Raw genomic sequence first — 20,181 nt, 5'->3', positions numbered from 1 at the left:
CATAGCAGCTCAACCTCAAGCGAGCAGATGCATCTGCTCCGCCCGGACTTCGCCACTCAAGGGGCGATCCTCCAGATAAGCCCGCAAGTCGCTCACTACCGCCTTCGCGATGCGCCCCAAGCCATTATTGACGGCGCCGGCAATATGCGGGGTCAGAATTACGTTCGGCAGCGCGCGCAGCGGATGGTTCACTTCCGGCGGCTCTGGATCCGTGACGTCGAGACATGCGAACAGTCGCCCTTTGCTCAATTCGGCTGCGAGTGCCACCTCGTCGATGACCGAACCGCGAGCTGTATTAATCAGCACACAGTCGTCTTTCATCATCGCCAGCCGATCCGCGTTAAACATATGATACGTCTCCGGCAACGACGGCAAGTGAATAGATACAACATCGCTCACTCGCAGCAAATCCTCCAGCTCCAGCTTCTGCGCGCCCATTTCCCTAGCGCGCTCCTCGCTGACGAAAGGATCGTAAAGCGCAATCTTGACATCGAATTGGCGAAGCAATTTAATGTAGTGAGAACCTGCACGTCCTGCTCCGACAACCCCGATCGTCAGACCGTACACTTCGCGCACGCGCGAACCGTCACCCCAGCCGCCAGCCGCCGTCTCCCGACTAAGCCGCCACATGTCCTTGAGGGACACGATGGTAAAGCCGAGCGCAGTCTCCGCCACCCCTTGGCCAAGCGCTTCTGTCGCATTAGCTACACGAACTCCGCGCTGCCACAGCGCTTCTGTAACAATCGGCTTGACGGTGCCGGCTGCATGAAGAACGAGCTTCAAATTCGGTGCACTCTCCAGCACGCGTTCTGTCAGTGCACAGCAGCCCCATGAGGTGATCGCCACATCCGCTCCAGCAATTAAGGTGCGCGCTTGCTCCTCCGATGGGTTCCCATTGTCCTCATTGAGTACAACTTCACCTAATTCCCGGAGCTGAGCCAGATGCTCTGGCCCGAAGATCCGCTCCCGTTTGTCTTTTCCTTGCAGTATGGCAATTTTCACTGAAAAGTCCTCCCTCATTCTTGTGTTCCACATACTCAGTACTGTACCTATGGCTGCAACCAATCAAGCAAAGCCCATAAAACCTGGGCTATCCCTGAGATACATTGCTGTATTCAGGAGATAGACCAGGTACTCCAAGGATTTATGCGTCACATGTTACTTCTTGCCATTCGCCTTCAACCATGCGTCAAGCTGCTTCTGACGCTCAGCTACGATCACATCAGCGCCAGCTTTCTTCAATTTCTCTTCATAAATCGGCAAGTACTTCTCCGGATCGAGCGTACCGCTTCCGAGACCCTGATAATACTCATCGTTTACAGCCTTGACGTTCGCGGTTTCAGTCTTGACTGGTTCCGAATTGAAGACAAATCCAGTAAGCGGGGAAACTTCACCTTCAGCGTTAACTTTGGCTGTTTGCTCCAATTTGTCAGCTGGTGAGCCTTCCGGTAAATACTCGTTAATGATGCTGCCGAAGATCCAGTCCGTGTTCGTGAAGTAGCCTGCATCCTGATTAATTTTGATGAAATTGCCTGTTGTCTTCGTATAATGCTTACCTTCAATACCGTAAACGAGTGTGTTATACAATTGCTTATCGGTGTTCACCAGTTCAAGGAACATCATCGCTCTCTCTGGATTTTTGGAAGTTCGGCTGATTGCATTCATCGTGCTTGCTGCACCGCTAAATACCGCTTTAGCTAGTGGCACGAGCACGACGTCATTACCACCGTTCGCTGCTTTGAACTCAACCTCAGATCCTGGCTTGCCGGTATGGTCGAACCAGACTGCAGTTGTGCCTTTGTTGTAAGCGTCTGCTGCAGCTTTTATCGTTGCAGCATCTTTATTGATGTAACCCTTCGTGTACCAGGAGTTCATTAGTTTGAAATTGGCTCTCATTTCAGTTGTCACATCTGGCAGGACTTTGAAGGTCGTATCGTTCTTGTAAACGGGTCCCTTCACATCAATGTTGTAGAGAGATCCTTGGTAAGGTCCGCGCTGGGTCCCGAATGGTATAATCCCAGGCTCGTTATCCTTAATCTGTTTCAGGTACGGCTCGAGGTCTTCCAACTTCTTAATCGTGCTTACGTCCAATTTATATTTATCTACAAAACGCTTCTGCATGACCAGTCCTGCTCGAGTTGCGGAGATTTGATAGTTCGGTATCGCATAGATTTTGCCGTCTAACTTTGCATCATTCCAGAACTTCTCTTCTAACGATTTGTATAGTTTTTGACCTTGATTCTTCAACAAATCATCGAGTGGCTGGAATACACCTTTCTTCTGATTCTGATCGAATTTAAAAAGCCAGTTCGACGTCCAGATAATATCGGTTACTTCGTTAGCAGCTACAATCGTGTTCAACTTCTGCTCATACGTACCGAAGTCAACCGGCATCAACTTGATTGTTGCGTTAATTTTCTCTTGTGTAATCTTATTAACAGCATCATTCACGAGTTGTAGATCTGGATTTGCTTTGTTCTGTGGGTAGTACCACGTCAATTCGACCGGATCAAGCTTTTTGGGCGCATCGGATGCAGATGCTGCGGGTGCCCCACTGCTGGATGGGGAAGGCGTGCTAGTATTGTCTGTACTGCTGCCGCAGCCGGTTACGGCAATGGCAAGTGCGGAACTAACTGCGAGCGTGGACATCCACTGAAAGCGTGATTTTATGATCTTTTTCAATGAAGAAACCTCCCTTAATGATTATCAATTTTATTTATGAAAGCGGATGTGAAAAGCTATTCCTACAACTCCGGCTCGCCCCCTTTCAAGCTTTTCCCATCCGAGGCTTACAACTTAACCTTTAATGGCACCGATCGTCAGACCCTTAACGAAAAACCGTTGAAAGAATGGGAATACCAGCAACATCGGACCAGCTGATAGAACGGCTACAGCAAATTTAGCTGACGTCTTCGGAAAGTCACCCATATCAACATTGAGCGTAACCAACGCTGAGGCGAACTCGGGACGCGATGTGATGAAGTCAAGTGTGTTCATGGTCCTCACGAGCAGCAACTGAAGTGGAACCAGTTTCTCGTTGTTGATAAACAGAAGTGCGTTGAACCATTCGTTCCAATAGTTAAAAAGGATAAACAATCCCAATGTCGCAAGTGCTGGCTTCGAGAGCGGAAGAATCAGCGCCGTGTAAATCCGCCACTCTCGCGCCCCCTCCACTTTCGCCGACTCAATAATCTCGGTCGGGATTTTGGCCATGAAACCCTTCATAATCAGTACGTAGAAGGGACTGAGCAATCCAGGCACGATGAGTGCCCATATGGAATCTTTTAAATGCAATATCTGGGTCATCATAATGTAGAACGGCACAAGACCACCGTTGAACAGCATTGTGAAGAACACGTAGAAGGACGTTGCTCGCTGCAGACCATAATCCCTTCTGGACAGGACGTAGCCCATTGTAGAGGTTAGAATTAGACTGATGCATGTGCCAATGACAGCGACGAGAATCGTCACACCGTAGGCCCGTAGAATCGTCTCTGGCGTTTTCAGAAAATAATGGTAAGCCGCAGCGCTGAACTGATCCGGAATAAGGCGGAAGCCATTATGGAGAATCGACTGTTCATCAGAAAACGAGATAACGATAACGAGGGCAAATGGAACCAGCATTGCGATCGTGAGCAAAATGAATATGGTATGTATGATGAGTTGGCTCCATACCGCTTTGGACTGTTGGACTACCACGAAATGTTCCCTCCTTAGAACAAAGAATTGTCCTCATTAATTCGCCTAACGATTAAATTGGCGCTGACGACGAGAACAAAACCGACAAAAGACTGGTACAAACCTACGGCCGATGCCATACTAACGTCCGCAAGTTCACTAAGCGCCCGATAGATGTACGTATCGATAATATCGGTGGTCGAATACGTCGCCCCGACGTTGTTCGGGATGAAGAAATGTAAGCCGAAGTCGCCTCGGAACATATTCCCGATGCTAAGGATGAGCAGGATAATAATGAGAGGCGTCAGCTGCGGGATCGTAATATTCGTTACCATCTGCATCCGCTTTGCTCCATCTATTCGAGCCGCTTCGTACAACTCTCCGTCAATCCCGAGAATACCAGCGTAGTACACCATCGCCGAGAAGCCTATCGCTTTCCACAAATGCACGATGTTTAGAATGTAGGGCCAATACTTAGATTCGAAGTACCACGAAATCTTTTCCATACCGGCTGAAGCCAGCCAGCTGTTGATAAATCCATTTTCATGATCAAGAAACGCCTGAGTAATGTAGCTCATAACGACCCATGAGAGGAAAAAGGGCAATATCAACGATGTCTGATAAATTTTAAGCCACTTTTTTGCAATTTCATTGAGAAGAATGGCTACGGTGAGTGCAGCGATCGTCGTTAACACCATGTAACCTAGGTTATACACGACCGTGTTGCGGGTAATTCGAAATGCGGTTTCGCTTTTAAACAGAAACTCGAAGTTTTTGAAACCGATCCAATCACTGCCCAGAATACCTTTGTCATACTTATAATTTTTAAATGCGATGACGACGCCAAACATCGGAATGTACGCCATGATAAAAATATAGATGACTGCGGGAAGCGAGAGCGTAAACAGTTCAATATTCCTGCCGAAAAACCGGAATGCCTTCTTGCGCTTCATAGGATGCCTTCCTCCTTGCCTGTAACGATTTGCTTGGCTTGCTGCCTGAGATCAATTTAGCTGAAATCTCATCTATAAAACAGTGTAAAAACTGTACTTTTGTCGCCGGTTGAAGTAAACGATCTGCATTTTACTAACTGAAGTTCCAGTAGGGCGCAGAACGCCGCGAAGGTCAGTACCTGGATCGTTTGGTGGAAACGCCAAAAAGGCCAAGAATCGCACGGTGTGCTTGTTATGCACCGTCGTTCTCAGCCTTTGCTTATACAGTTATGCTTACTTCTTTCCCTTCGCCTTCAACCAATCATCCAACTGCCTCTGCTTCTCAGATCTTATCGTTTCGCTTCCAGCTCTATTCAGCTTCTCCTCGTAAATCGGCAGATACTTCGCAGGATCGACCGTTCCGGTGGCGAGCACTGCATAATACTCGTCGTTCACTGCTTTCACATTGGCAATTTCAGCTTTCAAGTCATCGGTTCGGAACACGAAATCGTAATAAGGAGATACCTCAGCGTCTTCGTTGATACGAACAGTCTGTTCGATCTTGTCAGGGGGCGCTCCCTCCGGCAGATATTCGTTGCGGATGTTGCCAAATACCCAGTCCGTGTTTGTAAAATACCCAGAATCCATATTCAGCTTGATGTAATTTCCGTCACCTCGCGAATAGTGCTTGCCTTCAATCCCATAGACGAGCGTATTGTACAACTGCTTATCGGTGTTCACCAGCTCGAGCAATTGCATCGCTTTGTCTGGATGCTTCGATGTCCGGCTAATCGCGTTCATTGAGCTGACTGCACCGTTGAACGACGGCTTCGCGAGCGGCACGAGCACGACGTCGAAGCCGCCATCGCCAGCCTTAAACTCCGCTTCGGAGCCCGGTTTCCCCGTAAAATCGAACCAGACAGCCGTATTCCCCTTATTGTAGACGTCCGCAGCGTTCTTCAATGTAGCGGCGTCCTGATTAATATATCCTTTGTCGTACCAGGAGTGAACCAAAGCAAAGTTCTGTTTCATTTCCGGCGTGACATCCGGAAGAACTCGGTGATTGGCATCGCCCTGATATACGGACACACGCCAGTCGATGCCGTACATGTGGTTCATAAAGAAGCCTCGTGTCGTACCGAACGGGACGATGCCCGGCTCCCTTTCCTTCAACAGCCTCAAGAAAGGCTCAATATCGTCAATCTTGCGGATCGCACTTAAATCGAGCTTATATGTATCGACGAACCGCTTCTGGATGACCAAGCTCGGGCGCATAGCAGCAATTTGGTAGTTCGGCACAGCCAACTGCTTGCCATCCAACTTGCCATCGTTCCAGAATCGCGGAGACATCGAGGCCCGAAGCTTCTGTCCGTGGCGTTCTAGCAGCTCGTCCAACGGCTGGAACACTCCCTTTCTGGCGTTCGCGTCCCACGGAAACAGCCAGTTCGAGGTCCAGACGATATCCATCGGATCGCTTGCCGCCACGAGCGTATTCAGTTTCTGCTCATAGTTAGCGAAATCAACGGGCTGCAGCTTAACGCTCGCATGAATTTTACCCGCTATCAGCCTGTTTACTTCGGCATTCACGAGATGCAAGTCGGCATTCGGTTTATTCTGCGGGTAATACCAGATCAGCTCGTCCATCTCACCGACACCATCGCCTTCAAGGTCCGATTTCGTGCAGCCGCTCGCGACTAACATCAAGACCGCGACAATGCTAAGAATCGCAACCTGTGTGAAACGTCGACCATGAACCGAGCCCCCGATTTTCCTGACGTTTAGCTTGCTCAAGACCATTCCCCCTCTCTGATCTCACATGCATTGCTTCTATTATAACCTGATCTCTTTCCAGTGAACATCATAGGACTCTGATCCACTCTCACAAGAATATTTGACCAACACTCGCACTTGTTCTATGGGACGGGCATATACTAGATTAATACAGCTAGAAAGGGGGTATTCCCTTGAAACGATCGGATTCTTACGCTATATGCACAAAGTACCTCCATCGAGAAGTTATGATAAACACGACACACGGTACTTACCGTGGAACGATTGTGAAAGTCGACGGCCACAAGGTCTATTTGAAACAAACACGTACAGGAAAGAAAGCACATATTTCGTTCCTGCCCTTTCTCCTCCCCTTAGTTCTCTTTGATCTCTTAGCCATTTTTCTTGTGGAATCTAGACCATGTTCGCCGTTCAGACCATTTATCTAAAAAAATGACCATCACACGGCTATCCTGTGATGGTCATTTCTTATTTCTTATTTATTATTTATAGCTTTGTAACATCGTGTCCAGGTATTCCTCAATGGGAAGCGACTTCCGCATCGCTAATAAATGATTACCCATCTCGCCAATAACCGTCCGGAATTGGTTGCTTTCCCCGAGTGCTTGGGCCGCAATGGCATCGACGATGATCTGTGGATCATCCAAACTGCTGTTATCCCTATTATTCATCAACGCCGTAATTTTATTCATTAGCTCATCATAAGCCGTAATGCTCTCATCTTTGTTCCATCGGATATTATTCTGAAAATTGTTGCCTGTAGAACCACCTTGCTCGATAAGCCGGAGTTCGATATTCAACGGCTTGAGCTCGTAATACAGCCCTTCCGTCAAGCCTTCCAGCGCAAATTTAGACATGTTATACAAGGAGCCGAGTGGTACGGCCGTTGTGAAACCCATGAATGAACTAATATTGATGAACATGCCTCCGCCTTCAGCTCGGAAATGTGGTACAAATTTGCGTATGACATTAATAGGCCCACGAACGTTCACATCATATTGCCAATCGATCGTCTCTTCCGAAGCCAATTCCAGTGCCCCGTATGCACCCATTCCTGCGTTGTTGACCACGACGTCGATTTTCCCGAAAGCCGCAATGGCATCATCGATAGCAGCATTGACTTCCGCTAAGTTCGTGACGTCCAGTTTGAAAAGCTTCACATTCTTATAGGCAGTCAGCTCGGTTTCATTTTCCGGGGTGCGCATCGTCGCAGCTACATTCCACCCCAGTTTAGCAAAATGAATGACTGTGAGCTTACCTAACCCTGTGCTTGTACCCGTAATAAAAATTGTTTTTGTTGGCATACTAATTCCTCCAATACTCATATTTCAGTCATTTAAAATGAACGTTCATTCTATTACGTGTGTATTGTCCTTCTTGTAAATAAACGAAGTACTACAACAGTTTCTATCGAACGTTCGATCTAATGTGGTCAAAAGAAGTAGGTTGAACTTAGCTGTTCGAACCTTTTTCTTTGCTTACCGCGTTCCAGTTGGCAAGAACTGCCTGATCGACGACTTCATCTGTAAGATTCTGCGAGTCTCCCTGATATAATTTCAGAAGATACACAATAGAACCGTAATGCATCTGAACCATCATGCGCGGCTCTAGAGCAATGAAGATCCCTTCATTAACTGCCTGCTCGTACAGCTTCTCAAGTGGCCCGCACCATCCGGCCTGAATAGCTTCCTGCTTGGTCTGCTCATAAATATAGGGCGAAAATGAGTACTGCTCAATAAACCGGAAACCCTTCGGGTACTTTCTTCCTAGCTCGAATACATTTCTCCAAGCCTGATTGAATCGTTTCTTTACAGAATCAGCCTGGTTCAAGTCTTTCGTTACGAACTCGCCGTTGAACAGGACGATAGCCTTGTAAAGCTCATTAATAATATCTTCCTTGCTACTGAAATAATGATAAATGTTCCCTGTTGAAACACCGGAATCCTTGGCAATCAACGACATGGATGTAGCCTGCAACTCTCTATCGATAATCAGATGCAACGTTGTCTCCAAAACAGCTTTCTGAACCTTGTTGTATCGTTCGAACATGTTCTGCCTCCCCTCTCACATATTAGATCGAATGATCGTTCTAATCATATATCACGCCAAAGCATATGTCAATGACCACCACACAGCTATTCTGTGAGGGTCATTTCTTAGGTAACTCCTTTCTATCCAACTTTCCTAAAGGGGTATAGGGCATATGCTCGACGAAACTGAGCTCTCTAGGCATCTGGTATCGTGCCAATCTAGCACGCAGCCAATCTAGGAGTTCGTCCTTGGTGGTCTTCGAATCTGGTATCAACTGCACCCATGCCTTCAATCGCTGTCCAAATAACTCATCCGCCACGCCAATAACGGCAGCTTCTTCCACACATGGGTGCATGCGCAGCATTTGTTCTACTTCGAACGGATACACATTTTCCCCAGCTGAAACAATCATACTGTCTACTCTTCCATGCAAAAAGAAATAGCCCTTCTCATCCCGATAGCCCAAATCGCCGGTTTGAATCCAACTGCTAACCTTGTTTCGCATCGACCATGGATTGCGTATACAAATTTGACCTACCCTGCCCATCGGAACTTCTTGTTGCTGATCATCCATGATTTTGATATGAACACCGTTAATCTTTCTGCCAATTGTGTGTGCGGAATAGACTAGATCCTGCGGGACTGCAATGATATTCAAACCCGCTTCCGACGTGCCGTACAGATTGTATAACACTTCGCCTAATCGACTTTGCGTCTCTCGAACCAGTTTAGGATGGAGCTCAGCCCCGCCTGAAGCTATACAGGACAAGGATTTCAGAGCGTCTGCGTTCGTTTGTAACATTTTATGCAGCATTAGAGGGACGACCGTTACGATATCTACCCGATGCTCGCGAATCAATCGACACGCTTTCCCTGCCTCAAATCCACGTTGAATCACGACTTTTTTGCCCAAAGCGCAGAAAAGGAGCAGAACCGCAACCCCATAACCATGATAAATAGGCGTCGCAATATAGGCTGTCTGCTTATTCAAGATTTGCAATCGCGTCAAGAATCCTGCAAAAGGGTCCAAATAATTAAATAGCGATGGCTGATGCGCCGCTTCTTTGGCTTTGCCCGTGGTTCCACCTGTGAGCAGCATGAGTTTCCCGGAGGAAGCTCGACGTTGTTTTGTCTTGATAGAAACAGTTGCACCAATTATGTTATTTACCGCAGAAGAAGTAGGGTGATAGCTGGGCAGTTTGGCGCTCCTGTACGTCGTTTGCGCAAGTAAAGCGCTAAGTTCGACGTCATAGATGATAAGCTGAAAATCTTTACTTTCCACAAACCCTTGCAATTGATCCCTGCTCATTTCCGCATTCAACAGACAGATATCCGCCCCTGTCAAAGACACCGCATAAATAGCCTTCACCAGAGAGGCGTGGTTTTTGCATAGGAATCCAACACTCTGACCGCCAGTGAGCTGGTAATTCACCTTCAAATGCGCTGAAAGCTGTTTGGATTGTTCATACAATTGGCGATATGTGAGGGTTTCCTGTTCATCTGCCAACGCAATTTGGTCTCCATACGTTCTAGCCGCAAAATGCAACAGTGCCATCAGATTCGTACCCGATGTGTAGATGGCGGAGGCTAGTCGGAACAAGGCGATCAGCGAGAGCAGCCTAATTTGATAGAACACATAGATCAGCTTACATATCCTCATGGTCTCTACCCTTTTCCTTCTTTGGTCTACTAGGCATGGTTCTGATAAAAACGGAGGCTAACGCTCCGAAAATCAACCACCACGGTTTGAACGTTGGCCTTCTGGTATAGATAGCCTTACCGATCATCTTGGCGACATCCCCTGGGGACATGGCCGGTAATTTGCGATAAGCTGCAGTTGGCAGTATCATCGGCGTTCTTACAAGCGGAAGATAGATCGAGGTCGTGGCAATCCCCATCCTATTGAGCTCAGGAGCAGCAGACCGAAACCACGTGTCAAAAGCAGACTTCGATGCCTGATACGCCGCCCAATGTGGCAAAGGAGTTAGCATCACATTAACCGTCGAAATGTTAATGATTTGCCCCTTTTTGTGCCCGAGCAGCGGTATGAGAGAGAGCAATAGTTGAACCGGAGCGAAATAATTAATCCCCATCGTACGCGTGAAATCGTGATAACGGTCCAATGACTGCCCAATGGAACGATGGATCGAATGCCCCGCGTTGCTGATCACGATATCTATCCCCTCTGGCCGTTGATGAAGAAAAGCAAGTAATCCCTCCATGTCCTGCGGATCTCGAAGATCCGCAGGGACCACACTTACGCGGGCTGCCCCTTTCACTTCGATTTCACGCTTCATGGCTAGGAGCTTCGCTTCTCGTCTAGCTACCAGAATGAGATGAACCCCCATATCGGATAACAGATAAGCAAGTTGTTCGCCGATTCCGGAGCTGGCACCGGTGATTAGGATGGTTTTGCCTGCTAGATGGCGCTCTAGCTTCTGTCTGTTTAATTTCGTCGGTGGGAATATGAGATAGTTGAGAAGCGTGTGTAGCCTAGCACTTGGCATGAATTCACTACCTTTTTATAGGAGGCTTGTTGGAAGAGAGAGTTGCTCACAGATTTAACTGGAAAAAATGCAGCTAAATTACGAGCATCTGCTATTTTCGCTTTATTGCGCCTATCTACATATTTCTTCACTAGCAGTCACTAACAGCTATCTAACCTCTACACCAACGTGAACACCGTAATTTCAGGTCGACACATGAACCGAATTGGTTGTACGGACACACCGATAACTCGATTCGTATACAGAGTGAGCGACTTACTTTCCCCTACCTGATAGAGTCCCGAAGGATATTTGACCCCATACGGTACGGAAGCCAGTGGCCCAATGATCGGAAGTCTGACTTGACCGCCATGGGAATGCCCCGATAGCTGCAAATGGACAGCTCCATCGCCCGCAACAACATCGGCATAATCTGGTGCATGGGATAGGAGGAGTACCCATTCATCTTTTTTCGCTGATTGCAGCGCCGTTTTAAGGTTAGGAGCCCCCTCCCACATATCTTCGACGCCGGCGATCCATATCGATTGACTCCCTTTCTGAATGCGGAGTCCCCGATTCCGGAGGCATTGAAACCCACCACCCTCTAACACATCTGCCACTTCTTCCACATTGCCATAATAATCGTGATTGCCGAGTACCGCATAGCAGCCGTATGTGGCGGCAATCGTCTTCAACACTTCCCGAATAGCTTGCCCCTGCCCACCAATCTCATAATCGACGAGATCGCCTGTAAAGCAGACAATGTCCGGGTTTTGTGCCCGAATGACCTCGACTACCTTGGTTAATCGCTGTTCATCCAAATGGAATCCGAAATGAAGATCACTGAATTGCACAACCCGCAATCCCCTGAATGCTTCTGGCAGTGAAGGAAAAGCCAATGAAATACGCTCAACTTGCAACCAACGGGGCTCTACCCACGTGGCATACCCATAACTTAACGGAGGGATGGCTAGTAAACTTCCACCTACCAGCAGAGACTTTTTCAAAAAGGAACGACGTGTTATTTTCTCTTTATTTTCCATATCACAATTATATAACATGACCTGCAACGTGAGAAGGCTGTCCCTCCGGCAGATGAACACTGCTGAAGAAACAGCCTCTAGGGCAACGCTTATTTTGCAAGAGCAGCAAGCACATCATCAATCTTTTTGCCATCAGCGATTGGACCGCTTTTCATCCATGTTTCAAAATTAACCTGATACACATGCCCTTTTTTGACAGCCGGAAGACTCTGCCACAGCGGATTAGCCAGCAATTCCTTGGTCTTGTCCTCTGCCCCTGTATCCGTTGTAATAAAGATGTGATCGGCATCCAACTGAGGGATCATTTCCAAGGATATCGGCACAACTTTCCCATTTTTGTCCAAAATCAGTTCCTTCACAAGCTTCGATGGCGTAAGTCCCAAATCTTGATAAACAACAGGTCCGGCATATCCCGGGCCGCCATAGAGTCGGAACTCTTTCGTATGAACACGAACGATTGCAACCGTTTGATCGCCAATCTTTTGCTTGATGGTCGCTCCAGCCTGCTTGGCTCTCTGATCATACTTCTCAATGACATCCTTCGCTTTGTCTGTCTTGCCAAACAGATCACCTAGCGTGCGAATCGTCGCTCTCCAATCTGCTCTTGCATCTTTAAAGGCGTACATCGGAGCCACTTTGGAGAATTGACCGTACCTTTTCTCATCATATACATTCTCCAAAATGAGATCAGGCGCCGCTTCCAAAACGGCTTCTACACTTCCACTCACATCGATGGCTGGCATCGCAAGACCCAGATAATCTTGTCCGCTCCATGTTCCGATCTTCGATTGCTTGAACGGCTGAATGCCCAACGACAGCAGTTCGTCTTCCAAATAAATTCCGAGAATCCGCTTCGGATCCCCGGGAATCTTCACTTCATGACCGATCTCATCCTTGACGGTCTTCTCCTGTGCTGCAGGCTTGGCCGACGCCGTTTCCTTCACAGTACTTGGGCTGACCGTCGCGGTCCCAGTGTTCGCTGCATTCGTATCCTTTGACCCACAACCTGTAAGCGATACCCCCAATGAGACAGCCAGTGCCCCCATCATCCATAAACGAGTTTTCTTCATGTCGATTACCACTCCTTGTGCCTTTCTTTACTGAGAATCGTTATCAATTGTATCGTGATCCTCTTCGACTGCCAAGGACAAAACCGTTCATGGAGATGGACAATTGTGACATCTATGGGCCCAGGAATCGCAATGCTTCCTCCATCTTCATGCTATTCATCAAAATACCGCTGCTCATCCATGTATAGTAATCTGCGTGATAGATATTCCCTCGCTTCACAGCGGGTATGTCATGCCAGTTTCGGCTGTCCATCAACGTCTGCAGTTGGTCTTCGCAACCTGGATCGACGACAAGCAGCAGTTGGTCCGCATCGAGCTGTGAAAGATGGGATATCGATACGCTTGCCCAGTAATCGTCCCAAGCCAAGCGGCGTACAAGATCTGGCGCCTTTAGTCCCAAGTCCCCATACAGCACAGGTGCCGTATACGAATGCCTGGACCCGCCATACAAGCGAATTTGATCCGCATGGATTCGCAGCAAGGCGACCGTTTGCTCACCGATAGCTGACTTGATCTGTGTCGATGTTTCATGGCATTTGCGTTCATAACGGAGAAGCGCCTCTTCCAGCTCTTCCGATTTGCCCAGTAAAACAGCAATTTCACCCAAAACGCGCCTCCACTCCTGTTTATAGGAGATCGTAAACGTCGGTGCGATTCGATTCAGTCTGGCTTCCAGCTTCGGATCAATGTATTGGCTGCAAAGAATCAAATCCGGCTCAATCTGCAGCAGTTGGCTCAAGTTGCGTTCGCCCAGTTCAGCTTCCTGCTCTCCTAAATGAATCGATCGTTGCACTTGGGATGACAAGGGGTGATCTCTATCCATCATAGAAGCGTAAGGGATAACCCCCAATGCTAGCATATGGTCTACATACGGCGGGAAGAGGCATGCCACATGGTTTCTTTGTTTCTCCATATAGACTGTAGGCGACATTCCAACCTCTTGCTTGAATTTGCGGCTAAAATAGTACTGCTCGCCATAACCGGCATATTCTGCGATCCAACCAATCGACGCTTGACCGCGAATCAACTCGCGTTTGGCATGATTGATGCGAATGTTCGTCAAATACTCGCCTAGCGTCCTTCCAGTCTCTTTCCTGAATACACGGGAGAAATATTCAGGGCTCATGCCAGCCAGTTGCGCAAGCATGTCGCGTGTAAGATTATCCTGAAAATGGCGCTCCATATAGTCGATTATTCGGGTAATTCGCTCCTTCGCTTGTCCGACAGCTTCCTTGCCCAAATCCTTCATCACCCAGTAAAGGAGCTCTTGAAAAACTACATTTAAACGGAACCATTCAACGCGTTCTTGACTGTCGCGCTCCATATACAGCCGTTTGGTGAGATCTGCTGCTTGAGCCAGCGAATGCTCTGGGATAGCGCCACACCAAACTTTGTCGCCTTGGCCCGCATCGCCTGACCCGCCTACCGGCTTCTGGTCGTAAGGAAAAGCCTCGAAGGTGAAATCGTACCAGGCCAATCCTTCTCCTGTACTCAAGCTCGCAGCCGTATACGTCCCTGGCCGCAGCAGGCAGCAACTCCCCCGTTGAAGAGGAATCCACTCGCCATCCACCATACATTTGCCTTCTCCGCCTAAGATAAGAAGCATTCTATAGGCATGCGGAATCTGCAGCTTGATGAATCCATCCGTGTCCAAACGATGATAATGAATCTGAAGCAGCTTAAGCGCCACTTTATCCAGCGGCAGCCAACTTTCTAGGGTATCATCTATCGCCGATCCCTCATTTCCTTCTGTCTCTTGCTTTAGCGTAGCACAAAACGGCTGGACATGTGATCTTATCCATAAACATCGTTTCCGCAGCTCACACCAAACGCAGCGCTTACTCCGGCTTTAGCAGCCTCTCTCTATTTACCAATCCGCATCTGTAGCCAATAAGTCCTCTATACACACAGTATACCCAAACCTAGCTAGCCTTGTAAGGGAGACTCGACTTGAAAGCAAGATTGCAAAGGGCGATTTGTGATAATAGAGGAGCCTCCGACCACCTTTAGAGAAATATTTCCAGTTCCATGCAACAAATCCTCAACACCATCCGTTTAGTGGATACAGATACAATAATGGAAACCGACAATAACTTAGCGAAGGATGAGCTATATGAAGAAAAAGGTTATGGCCGTAGGCCTCCTGACGACCGCAATTCTCTTAACATCGGCTTTTACGCCGGTCTCTACGAATGCTGGTCAGGAAACGATCGTTAATCTTGAAGGCCAATCTATCGCGTTCTCCCACCAGCCCCGCATGATAGATGGCATGCTAATGGCGCCTGTTCGCGATCTTGCAACCGCTTTAAACATGGAAATTAGCTGGAATGAAGCTGAACGAGTTGCCATTGTTACACGCGATGGATACGAGCTGAAGCTTCCCCTTAATTCCGACAATGCCCAAGTCAATGGGCAAGCAACCACCATGAACGGTGTCACCCAAATCGTAAACGACTCCCTCTACGTTCCGCTGCGGTTCTTTATGGAAAGCGTCAATCATGTCGTTCGCTGGGATTCAGCAACCCGTTCCGTTAACATCACGAAGCAGACGGATAGCTTGCCGGTTGTCGGTACTTATGACCACTTAATTACCCTGTTGACGCAGAATGAGAGCAACCAACTAAACGCAGTAAGGCTTACGTCCCTATCAGCTCTCTCTAAATCTTCTACAACTGCCTCCGTACCAGCAGCTGCCGGCAGTATAAGTGTCACCACCCAAGACTCAGCCAAATCCGTATCACCCGAGTACTCGGGAACGAATGTGCAAGTAGAGGGTGTGGATGAATCAGATGTCGTTAAATCAGATGGCACGTACATCTATACCGTGAACAAGCAGCGGATCGTCGTCACGCAGGCATATCCTGCAGATGAGATGAAAGTGCTGAGTATGTTGGATTTCTCCACCGCGGCCAACACCGCAAACACACAGTTCCAACCGAGCGAAATCTACGTAGACGATACCCACCTAATCGTTGTGGGGCAATCCTATCAGAACTTTAAACCTGTGCCATATAACGAAGATGCCAGCAGCAGTAGCAGCAAGATGATCGGCATCTCAGATAAAATAAGGATCTCCCCGTTCCCTATGCAGGCAACGACGAAGGTTATGGTTTACGATCTCAAGGATCGCAGTAACCTGAAGCTAGTCAAAGAGGTTGAACTCGAAGGCAACTACATGTCATCCCGCAAAATCGGAACATCGCTCTATTTTATCGCCAATAAATATGTTAATTACTATCATTACCGGGAAATGGCAAAAACGGAAGATGCCATGAAAGATCTAGCCCCAGCTTACCGAGATTCCTCGGCAGGGAATGCTTTTACTTCAATTCCATTGGATCACATCTACTATTTGCCCAAAGCGCTTGAACCTAACTATGTGCTCGTCGGGAGTCTTGATCTGAACGATCTGACGCAGACGATGAATGTCACCTCGTACCTCGGCTCAGGGCAGAATGTCTACGCTTCGGAAGAGAATCTCTATGTGGCAGCTACGACCTATGAAGATCAACAACAGGACACTATACTCTATCAATTCGGACTCAACACGGGGAAAGCGGTGTACAAAAATACCGGTAAAGTGCCAGGTCATCTCCTAAACCAATTCTCGATGGATGAGCATAATGGACACTTCCGTCTTGCTACGACCACAGGAGAAGTTTGGCGGACAGATGAAGGTACCTCGAAAAACCATGTCTATATCCTTGACGCAAACCTGAAAGAAGTAGGCAAAATCTTAAACATCGCGCCCGGCGAGCGCATCTATTCTACCCGTTTCATGGGCGACCGCGCTTATATGGTTACTTTTAAAAATACGGATCCACTATTCGTCTTAGACTTAAAGCAACCCGATCAACCGAAATTATTAGGGGCATTAAAGATCCCAGGCTACAGCAACTATCTGCATCCCTATGATGAGAACCATATTATTGGCTTCGGCAAAGATACAGTTGAAGTCGATAACAAAAGCATGGCAGGCTCATCATCCATTGCCTATTATCAAGGCATGAAAGTGGCTCTGTTCGATGTATCTGATGTGAATAATCCGAAGGAGAAATTTACTCAGTTGATTGGGGATCGTGGAACGGATTCGGAGTTGCTGAACAATCACCGTGCCCTGCTCTTTAACAAGGAGAAGCATCTGCTGTCCTTCCCTGTTACGGTGATGAAACTCGATCCGGCGACCAGCAATTCGAAGAATTCGGCTAGTTCATACGGAAGTTTTGCTTTCCAGGGGGCGTACGTCTATAATCTTGATTTGGTAAAAGGTTTCCAGTTCCGCGGCGGCATCACCCACCTCTCGCAGGAAGATCTGAGCAAAGCGGGTCAGCATTTCTATGCCGGAGATAAACAGGTGCAGCGCGTTCTCTATATTGGTGATACCTTGTATACCGTCTCGAACGGATTCATTAAAGCAAATGACCTGAACACACTAGAGGAAAAGAACGAAGTCGTTATTCCTTAAGCACTTGAATGAAATATGCAGGAAAGTTTGGATGCTTGAGGCACATATTGGAGAATTAAATATGCGGGAAAGCTCGCTATGGAAGCTTGATGCACATACTGGTCGAGATTTCTCCGATCCGTGATTCCTGTGGAATTCCTAGGTGGGATTAACGGGAAAATATACAGCTATTTTCGCGGAATCTTCGCGATAATTGGATTTAACTGTAAAATATGCAGTTAAATCCGCCTCTTTTGTCCATATCGAGTCTAATGTGTACAATTTGCTGTATATTTTCCATCTATTTGGCATTTGAACAGAGAATACCAAGATTTAACTGTATAAAATCCATTTATTCTTGTGGCGCGCGCGGGGAAATGGGATTGCCGAAGGGCGCGGGAGAAGGAATACTGGAGCGCTCTGAAGCTCAGGTCCACCCAGCGCTCAGAAGCTCAGGTCCGTCGAGCGACCAGAAGCTCAGGTCCACCGAGCGACCAGAAGCTCAGGTCCACCGAGCGACCAGAAGCTCAGGTCCACCGAGCGACCAGAAGCTCAGGTCCGCCGAGCGCTCTGGCGATGACAAAGCCCCGTATCCACATAGGATCGGGGCTTTGACGGTTTGACTCGGCCAACTTATATGCCCAAAGCCGCCTTCATATACGTGGCTAACGCTACGAGTTGGTTCCCAACGATGCGCTTCGTTTGATCCTCAGCAGCCTCCGCGGCAGGAACCATCGAGAGCTGGGCAGCGACCACGCGCTTCGTTGGATTCGCCTCTATCACATCGATTAATCCTTGTGTGACTGCTTCGATGTACGCATGTTTCTTACCTTGCATGATGAGATCAAACGTATTCGCAAGTAAGACAGGTGCCGCATCTAGCGCTATCCCTTTCTTAGCGGCGTACGCCGCTAATTGCTTCATCGTTCCTTGCACAGTACTTGGATTCGTAAAAGCTACAACCGTAGGCTGATCCAGCTGACAAATCTCTTCGAACAGCGGATCATCGATTGAGATAATAGGGATTGAATAGTGATGAACGTCTTCATTATAAATAGCTGTAAAAAAAGTACAGGTTATTAAAATTGCGTCAACGTGATTGCTGGTTATCCAATTCAGTGTGTCTAGCACTTTCTTCTGAGCCATTTCGGCCGTGAAATCGGCATCTCGCTTGATTCGATCCAGCCCGGGATCGACATAATGAATAAGTTCCACATGCAAGCTGCGCAGGGCAATGTCAATATGTTCAATATTTGAATAATGAGCATGGAAGCATCCGATTCTTAACATCGTTAGTCTCCTAATATGTACGTTTTCAAGAAGTCATTACGGAACTTGCCATGGGGATCGCATTGGCGGAGCAGTTGTTGAAACTCAGGCAGCTTCGCATACAATGACTGCACGCGTTCCGGCGACATCGTGAACAGCTTGGCCCAATGCGGCCGAGCTTCAAATGGCTCCAGCTTCTCTTCTATTGTAGGCAGTAGCTGCGCAACCCCTTCCCAATTCGGTTTCCATGTAAAATGAAACGCCACCGTCTCCTGCTTATAGCAGGGACTCATCCATAGATCATCTGCTGCAATTGTACGCACCTCAGACACATACAACAGTGGCGAGATGAGTTCTTTGATACTGTCGAGCGCACATAGTGCCGCATACGCATGTTGACGAGGCACATAGTATTCGCTCTGCAATTCTTCTCCTGCACTTGGTGTGAAATCCATCCGGAAGTGGGGCATACGTTCCTGCCAAGGACCGGGTATTCCCATCTGTTCACTACAATTCTCGGAAGTGTGACCTGGCACGGGATGACGATGTGTATCCGCTAGTTTCGCTCCAAACAATTCAGGTTCCACCTGCACAGGGGCGGAGGATGAATCCGTGATTGCCTGTTTCTTCCAGAGCTGATTAAAGGAAGATTCCTGCCAGTTTGTGAACAAACTGACGCTGTAACCACTGGAGAATATCTCATCGAAGTGCGCTTCAAGCTGTGCCAAGGGAACATTGTCGTATACATGTTGATACATCTGAAAGGATGGGACAACATCCAAGGTAATTTTCGTAACAACACCTAATCCACCTAGTCCTACGGCTGCACCGGCAAGGTGACCATTGTCATCTTCACGGGAGAACTGCACGATACGCCCGTCCGCTGTGACCACTTCCATGGCATACACGGCTGTCGCCAAATTGCCATGGCGATCACCAGAACCATGTGTAGCCGTAGCGCATGCACCTGCAACTGTAATGTGAGGTAAAGATGCAAGATTATGCAGCGCATACCCATTCGCATAGAGATACTCGCCTAGCTCACCATAGCGAATGCCCGCTTCAACCGTTACCCTATTGTTCGCGCGGTCCAGTTCAATCACGCGATTCAAGTTCTGAAGGGAGATTAAGGTTTCTGTACTGTCGGCGATACCATTAAATGAATGGCGCGTTCCAAGCACCTTGATTTGTTGACTCCGAGCCACCAACGCTTGGATTTCTTCTACATTCGCTGGAACATAATAATTCGAGGCGCTGTATGTATAATTACCGGCCCAGTTGCGTTGTTCATTCATCATCGTTATCCTCCAGCGTCATCATAAATTTATTAACATTTTAACATAGTCACCCTGAACAGTTACTACTTAGGTAGGCTAGGATGATGCAAATTGGAAATTGCCATGCAGAATTTGTACTAAGGAGGAAAGTAGGGGGTAC

Annotated in this window: 15 protein-coding genes; 1 reads left to right on the top strand and 14 read right to left on the bottom strand. The window is 47.8% G+C overall.

What is annotated here, in order from left to right:
- Positions 1-15: 15 nt before the first annotated feature.
- The 12 genes from A8708_RS24235 to A8708_RS24180 form a co-directional block, all read right to left on the bottom strand.
- Entirely contained in the window at positions 16-1,002 is a 987-nt protein-coding gene (locus A8708_RS24235; RefSeq protein ID WP_167355926.1) for a hydroxyacid dehydrogenase, read from the bottom strand.
- 156 nt (positions 1,003-1,158) lie between these two features.
- A complete protein-coding gene (locus tag A8708_RS24230; protein ID WP_082927764.1) occupies positions 1,159-2,682 on the bottom strand; it encodes an ABC transporter substrate-binding protein in 1,524 nt (507 codons plus the stop codon).
- Positions 2,683-2,796: 114 nt separating this feature from the next.
- The gene (locus tag A8708_RS24225; RefSeq protein WP_068667890.1) at positions 2,797-3,699 is read right to left on the bottom strand and encodes a carbohydrate ABC transporter permease; all 903 of its coding nucleotides are present in this window, start codon (positions 3,697-3,699) and stop codon (positions 2,797-2,799) included.
- 14 nt (positions 3,700-3,713) lie between these two features.
- Complete coding sequence (locus A8708_RS24220) at positions 3,714-4,631, bottom strand: ABC transporter permease (protein ID WP_068667889.1); 918 nt, start codon at positions 4,629-4,631, stop codon at positions 3,714-3,716.
- Between the two features lie 273 nt (positions 4,632-4,904).
- Positions 4,905-6,401, bottom strand: coding sequence for an ABC transporter substrate-binding protein (locus A8708_RS24215; protein ID WP_167355925.1), 1,497 nt, complete (start codon positions 6,399-6,401; stop codon positions 4,905-4,907).
- Positions 6,402-6,883: 482 nt separating this feature from the next.
- On the bottom strand, positions 6,884-7,705 hold the full coding sequence (locus tag A8708_RS24210) for an SDR family NAD(P)-dependent oxidoreductase (protein ID WP_068667887.1): 822 nt from the start codon (positions 7,703-7,705) through the stop codon (positions 6,884-6,886).
- 148 nt (positions 7,706-7,853) lie between these two features.
- The gene (locus tag A8708_RS24205) at positions 7,854-8,450 is read right to left on the bottom strand and encodes a TetR/AcrR family transcriptional regulator (protein ID WP_068667886.1); all 597 of its coding nucleotides are present in this window, start codon (positions 8,448-8,450) and stop codon (positions 7,854-7,856) included.
- 100 nt (positions 8,451-8,550) lie between these two features.
- Entirely contained in the window at positions 8,551-10,068 is a 1,518-nt protein-coding gene (locus A8708_RS24200; protein WP_239696834.1) for an AMP-binding protein, read from the bottom strand.
- A gap of 10 nt (positions 10,069-10,078) precedes the next feature.
- Positions 10,079-10,939 (bottom strand): SDR family NAD(P)-dependent oxidoreductase, encoded by an 861-nt coding sequence (locus A8708_RS24195; protein WP_068667885.1) that lies wholly within the window; start codon positions 10,937-10,939, stop codon positions 10,079-10,081.
- 158 nt (positions 10,940-11,097) lie between these two features.
- Positions 11,098-11,979 (bottom strand): metallophosphoesterase, encoded by an 882-nt coding sequence (locus A8708_RS24190; protein ID WP_068667884.1) that lies wholly within the window; start codon positions 11,977-11,979, stop codon positions 11,098-11,100.
- 71 nt (positions 11,980-12,050) lie between these two features.
- On the bottom strand, positions 12,051-13,031 hold the full coding sequence (locus tag A8708_RS24185; protein WP_068667883.1) for an ABC transporter substrate-binding protein: 981 nt from the start codon (positions 13,029-13,031) through the stop codon (positions 12,051-12,053).
- A gap of 112 nt (positions 13,032-13,143) precedes the next feature.
- Entirely contained in the window at positions 13,144-14,721 is a 1,578-nt protein-coding gene (locus tag A8708_RS24180) for an AraC family transcriptional regulator (RefSeq protein ID WP_068667882.1), read from the bottom strand.
- A gap of 423 nt (positions 14,722-15,144) precedes the next feature.
- On the opposite strand from A8708_RS24180, the gene A8708_RS24175 reads away from it, so the two are divergent.
- Positions 15,145-17,496: a beta-propeller domain-containing protein gene (locus A8708_RS24175; protein ID WP_068667881.1), complete on the top strand. Its 2,352-nt coding sequence runs from the start codon at positions 15,145-15,147 to the stop codon at positions 17,494-17,496.
- Between the two features lie 612 nt (positions 17,497-18,108).
- On the opposite strand, the gene A8708_RS24170 is transcribed toward A8708_RS24175, so the two are convergent.
- Together A8708_RS24170 and A8708_RS24165 are read right to left on the bottom strand one after the other, a co-directional pair.
- Complete coding sequence (locus A8708_RS24170; protein WP_068667880.1) at positions 18,109-18,765, bottom strand: hypothetical protein; 657 nt, start codon at positions 18,763-18,765, stop codon at positions 18,109-18,111.
- 2 nt (positions 18,766-18,767) lie between these two features.
- On the bottom strand, positions 18,768-20,039 hold the full coding sequence (locus A8708_RS24165) for an FAD-binding protein (protein WP_068667982.1): 1,272 nt from the start codon (positions 20,037-20,039) through the stop codon (positions 18,768-18,770).
- Positions 20,040-20,181 lie beyond the last annotated feature (142 nt).

Origin of the sequence: Paenibacillus oryzisoli (genome assembly GCF_001653565.1) — a bacterium.
Classification (GTDB): domain Bacteria; phylum Bacillota; class Bacilli; order Paenibacillales; family NBRC-103111; genus Paenibacillus_E; species Paenibacillus_E oryzisoli.
The sequence above is the reverse complement of the archived record's forward strand: the minus strand, read 5'-3'. Positions and strand labels throughout refer to the sequence as shown.

Coding starts and splice junctions, on each gene's coding strand:
- A8708_RS24205 (WP_068667886.1), bottom strand. CDS start 8,450: ATGTTCGAACGATACAACAAGGTTCAGAAAGCTGTTTTGGAGACAACG.
- A8708_RS24185 (WP_068667883.1), bottom strand. CDS start 13,031: ATGAAGAAAACTCGTTTATGGATGATGGGGGCACTGGCTGTCTCATTG.
- A8708_RS24190 (WP_068667884.1), bottom strand. CDS start 11,979: ATGTTATATAATTGTGATATGGAAAATAAAGAGAAAATAACACGTCGT.
- A8708_RS24210 (WP_068667887.1), bottom strand. CDS start 7,705: ATGCCAACAAAAACAATTTTTATTACGGGTACAAGCACAGGGTTAGGT.
- A8708_RS24170 (WP_068667880.1), bottom strand. CDS start 18,765: ATGTTAAGAATCGGATGCTTCCATGCTCATTATTCAAATATTGAACAT.
- A8708_RS24175 (WP_068667881.1), top strand. CDS start 15,145: ATGAAGAAAAAGGTTATGGCCGTAGGCCTCCTGACGACCGCAATTCTC.
- A8708_RS24195 (WP_068667885.1), bottom strand. CDS start 10,939: ATGCCAAGTGCTAGGCTACACACGCTTCTCAACTATCTCATATTCCCA.
- A8708_RS24220 (WP_068667889.1), bottom strand. CDS start 4,631: ATGAAGCGCAAGAAGGCATTCCGGTTTTTCGGCAGGAATATTGAACTG.
- A8708_RS24165 (WP_068667982.1), bottom strand. CDS start 20,039: ATGAATGAACAACGCAACTGGGCCGGTAATTATACATACAGCGCCTCG.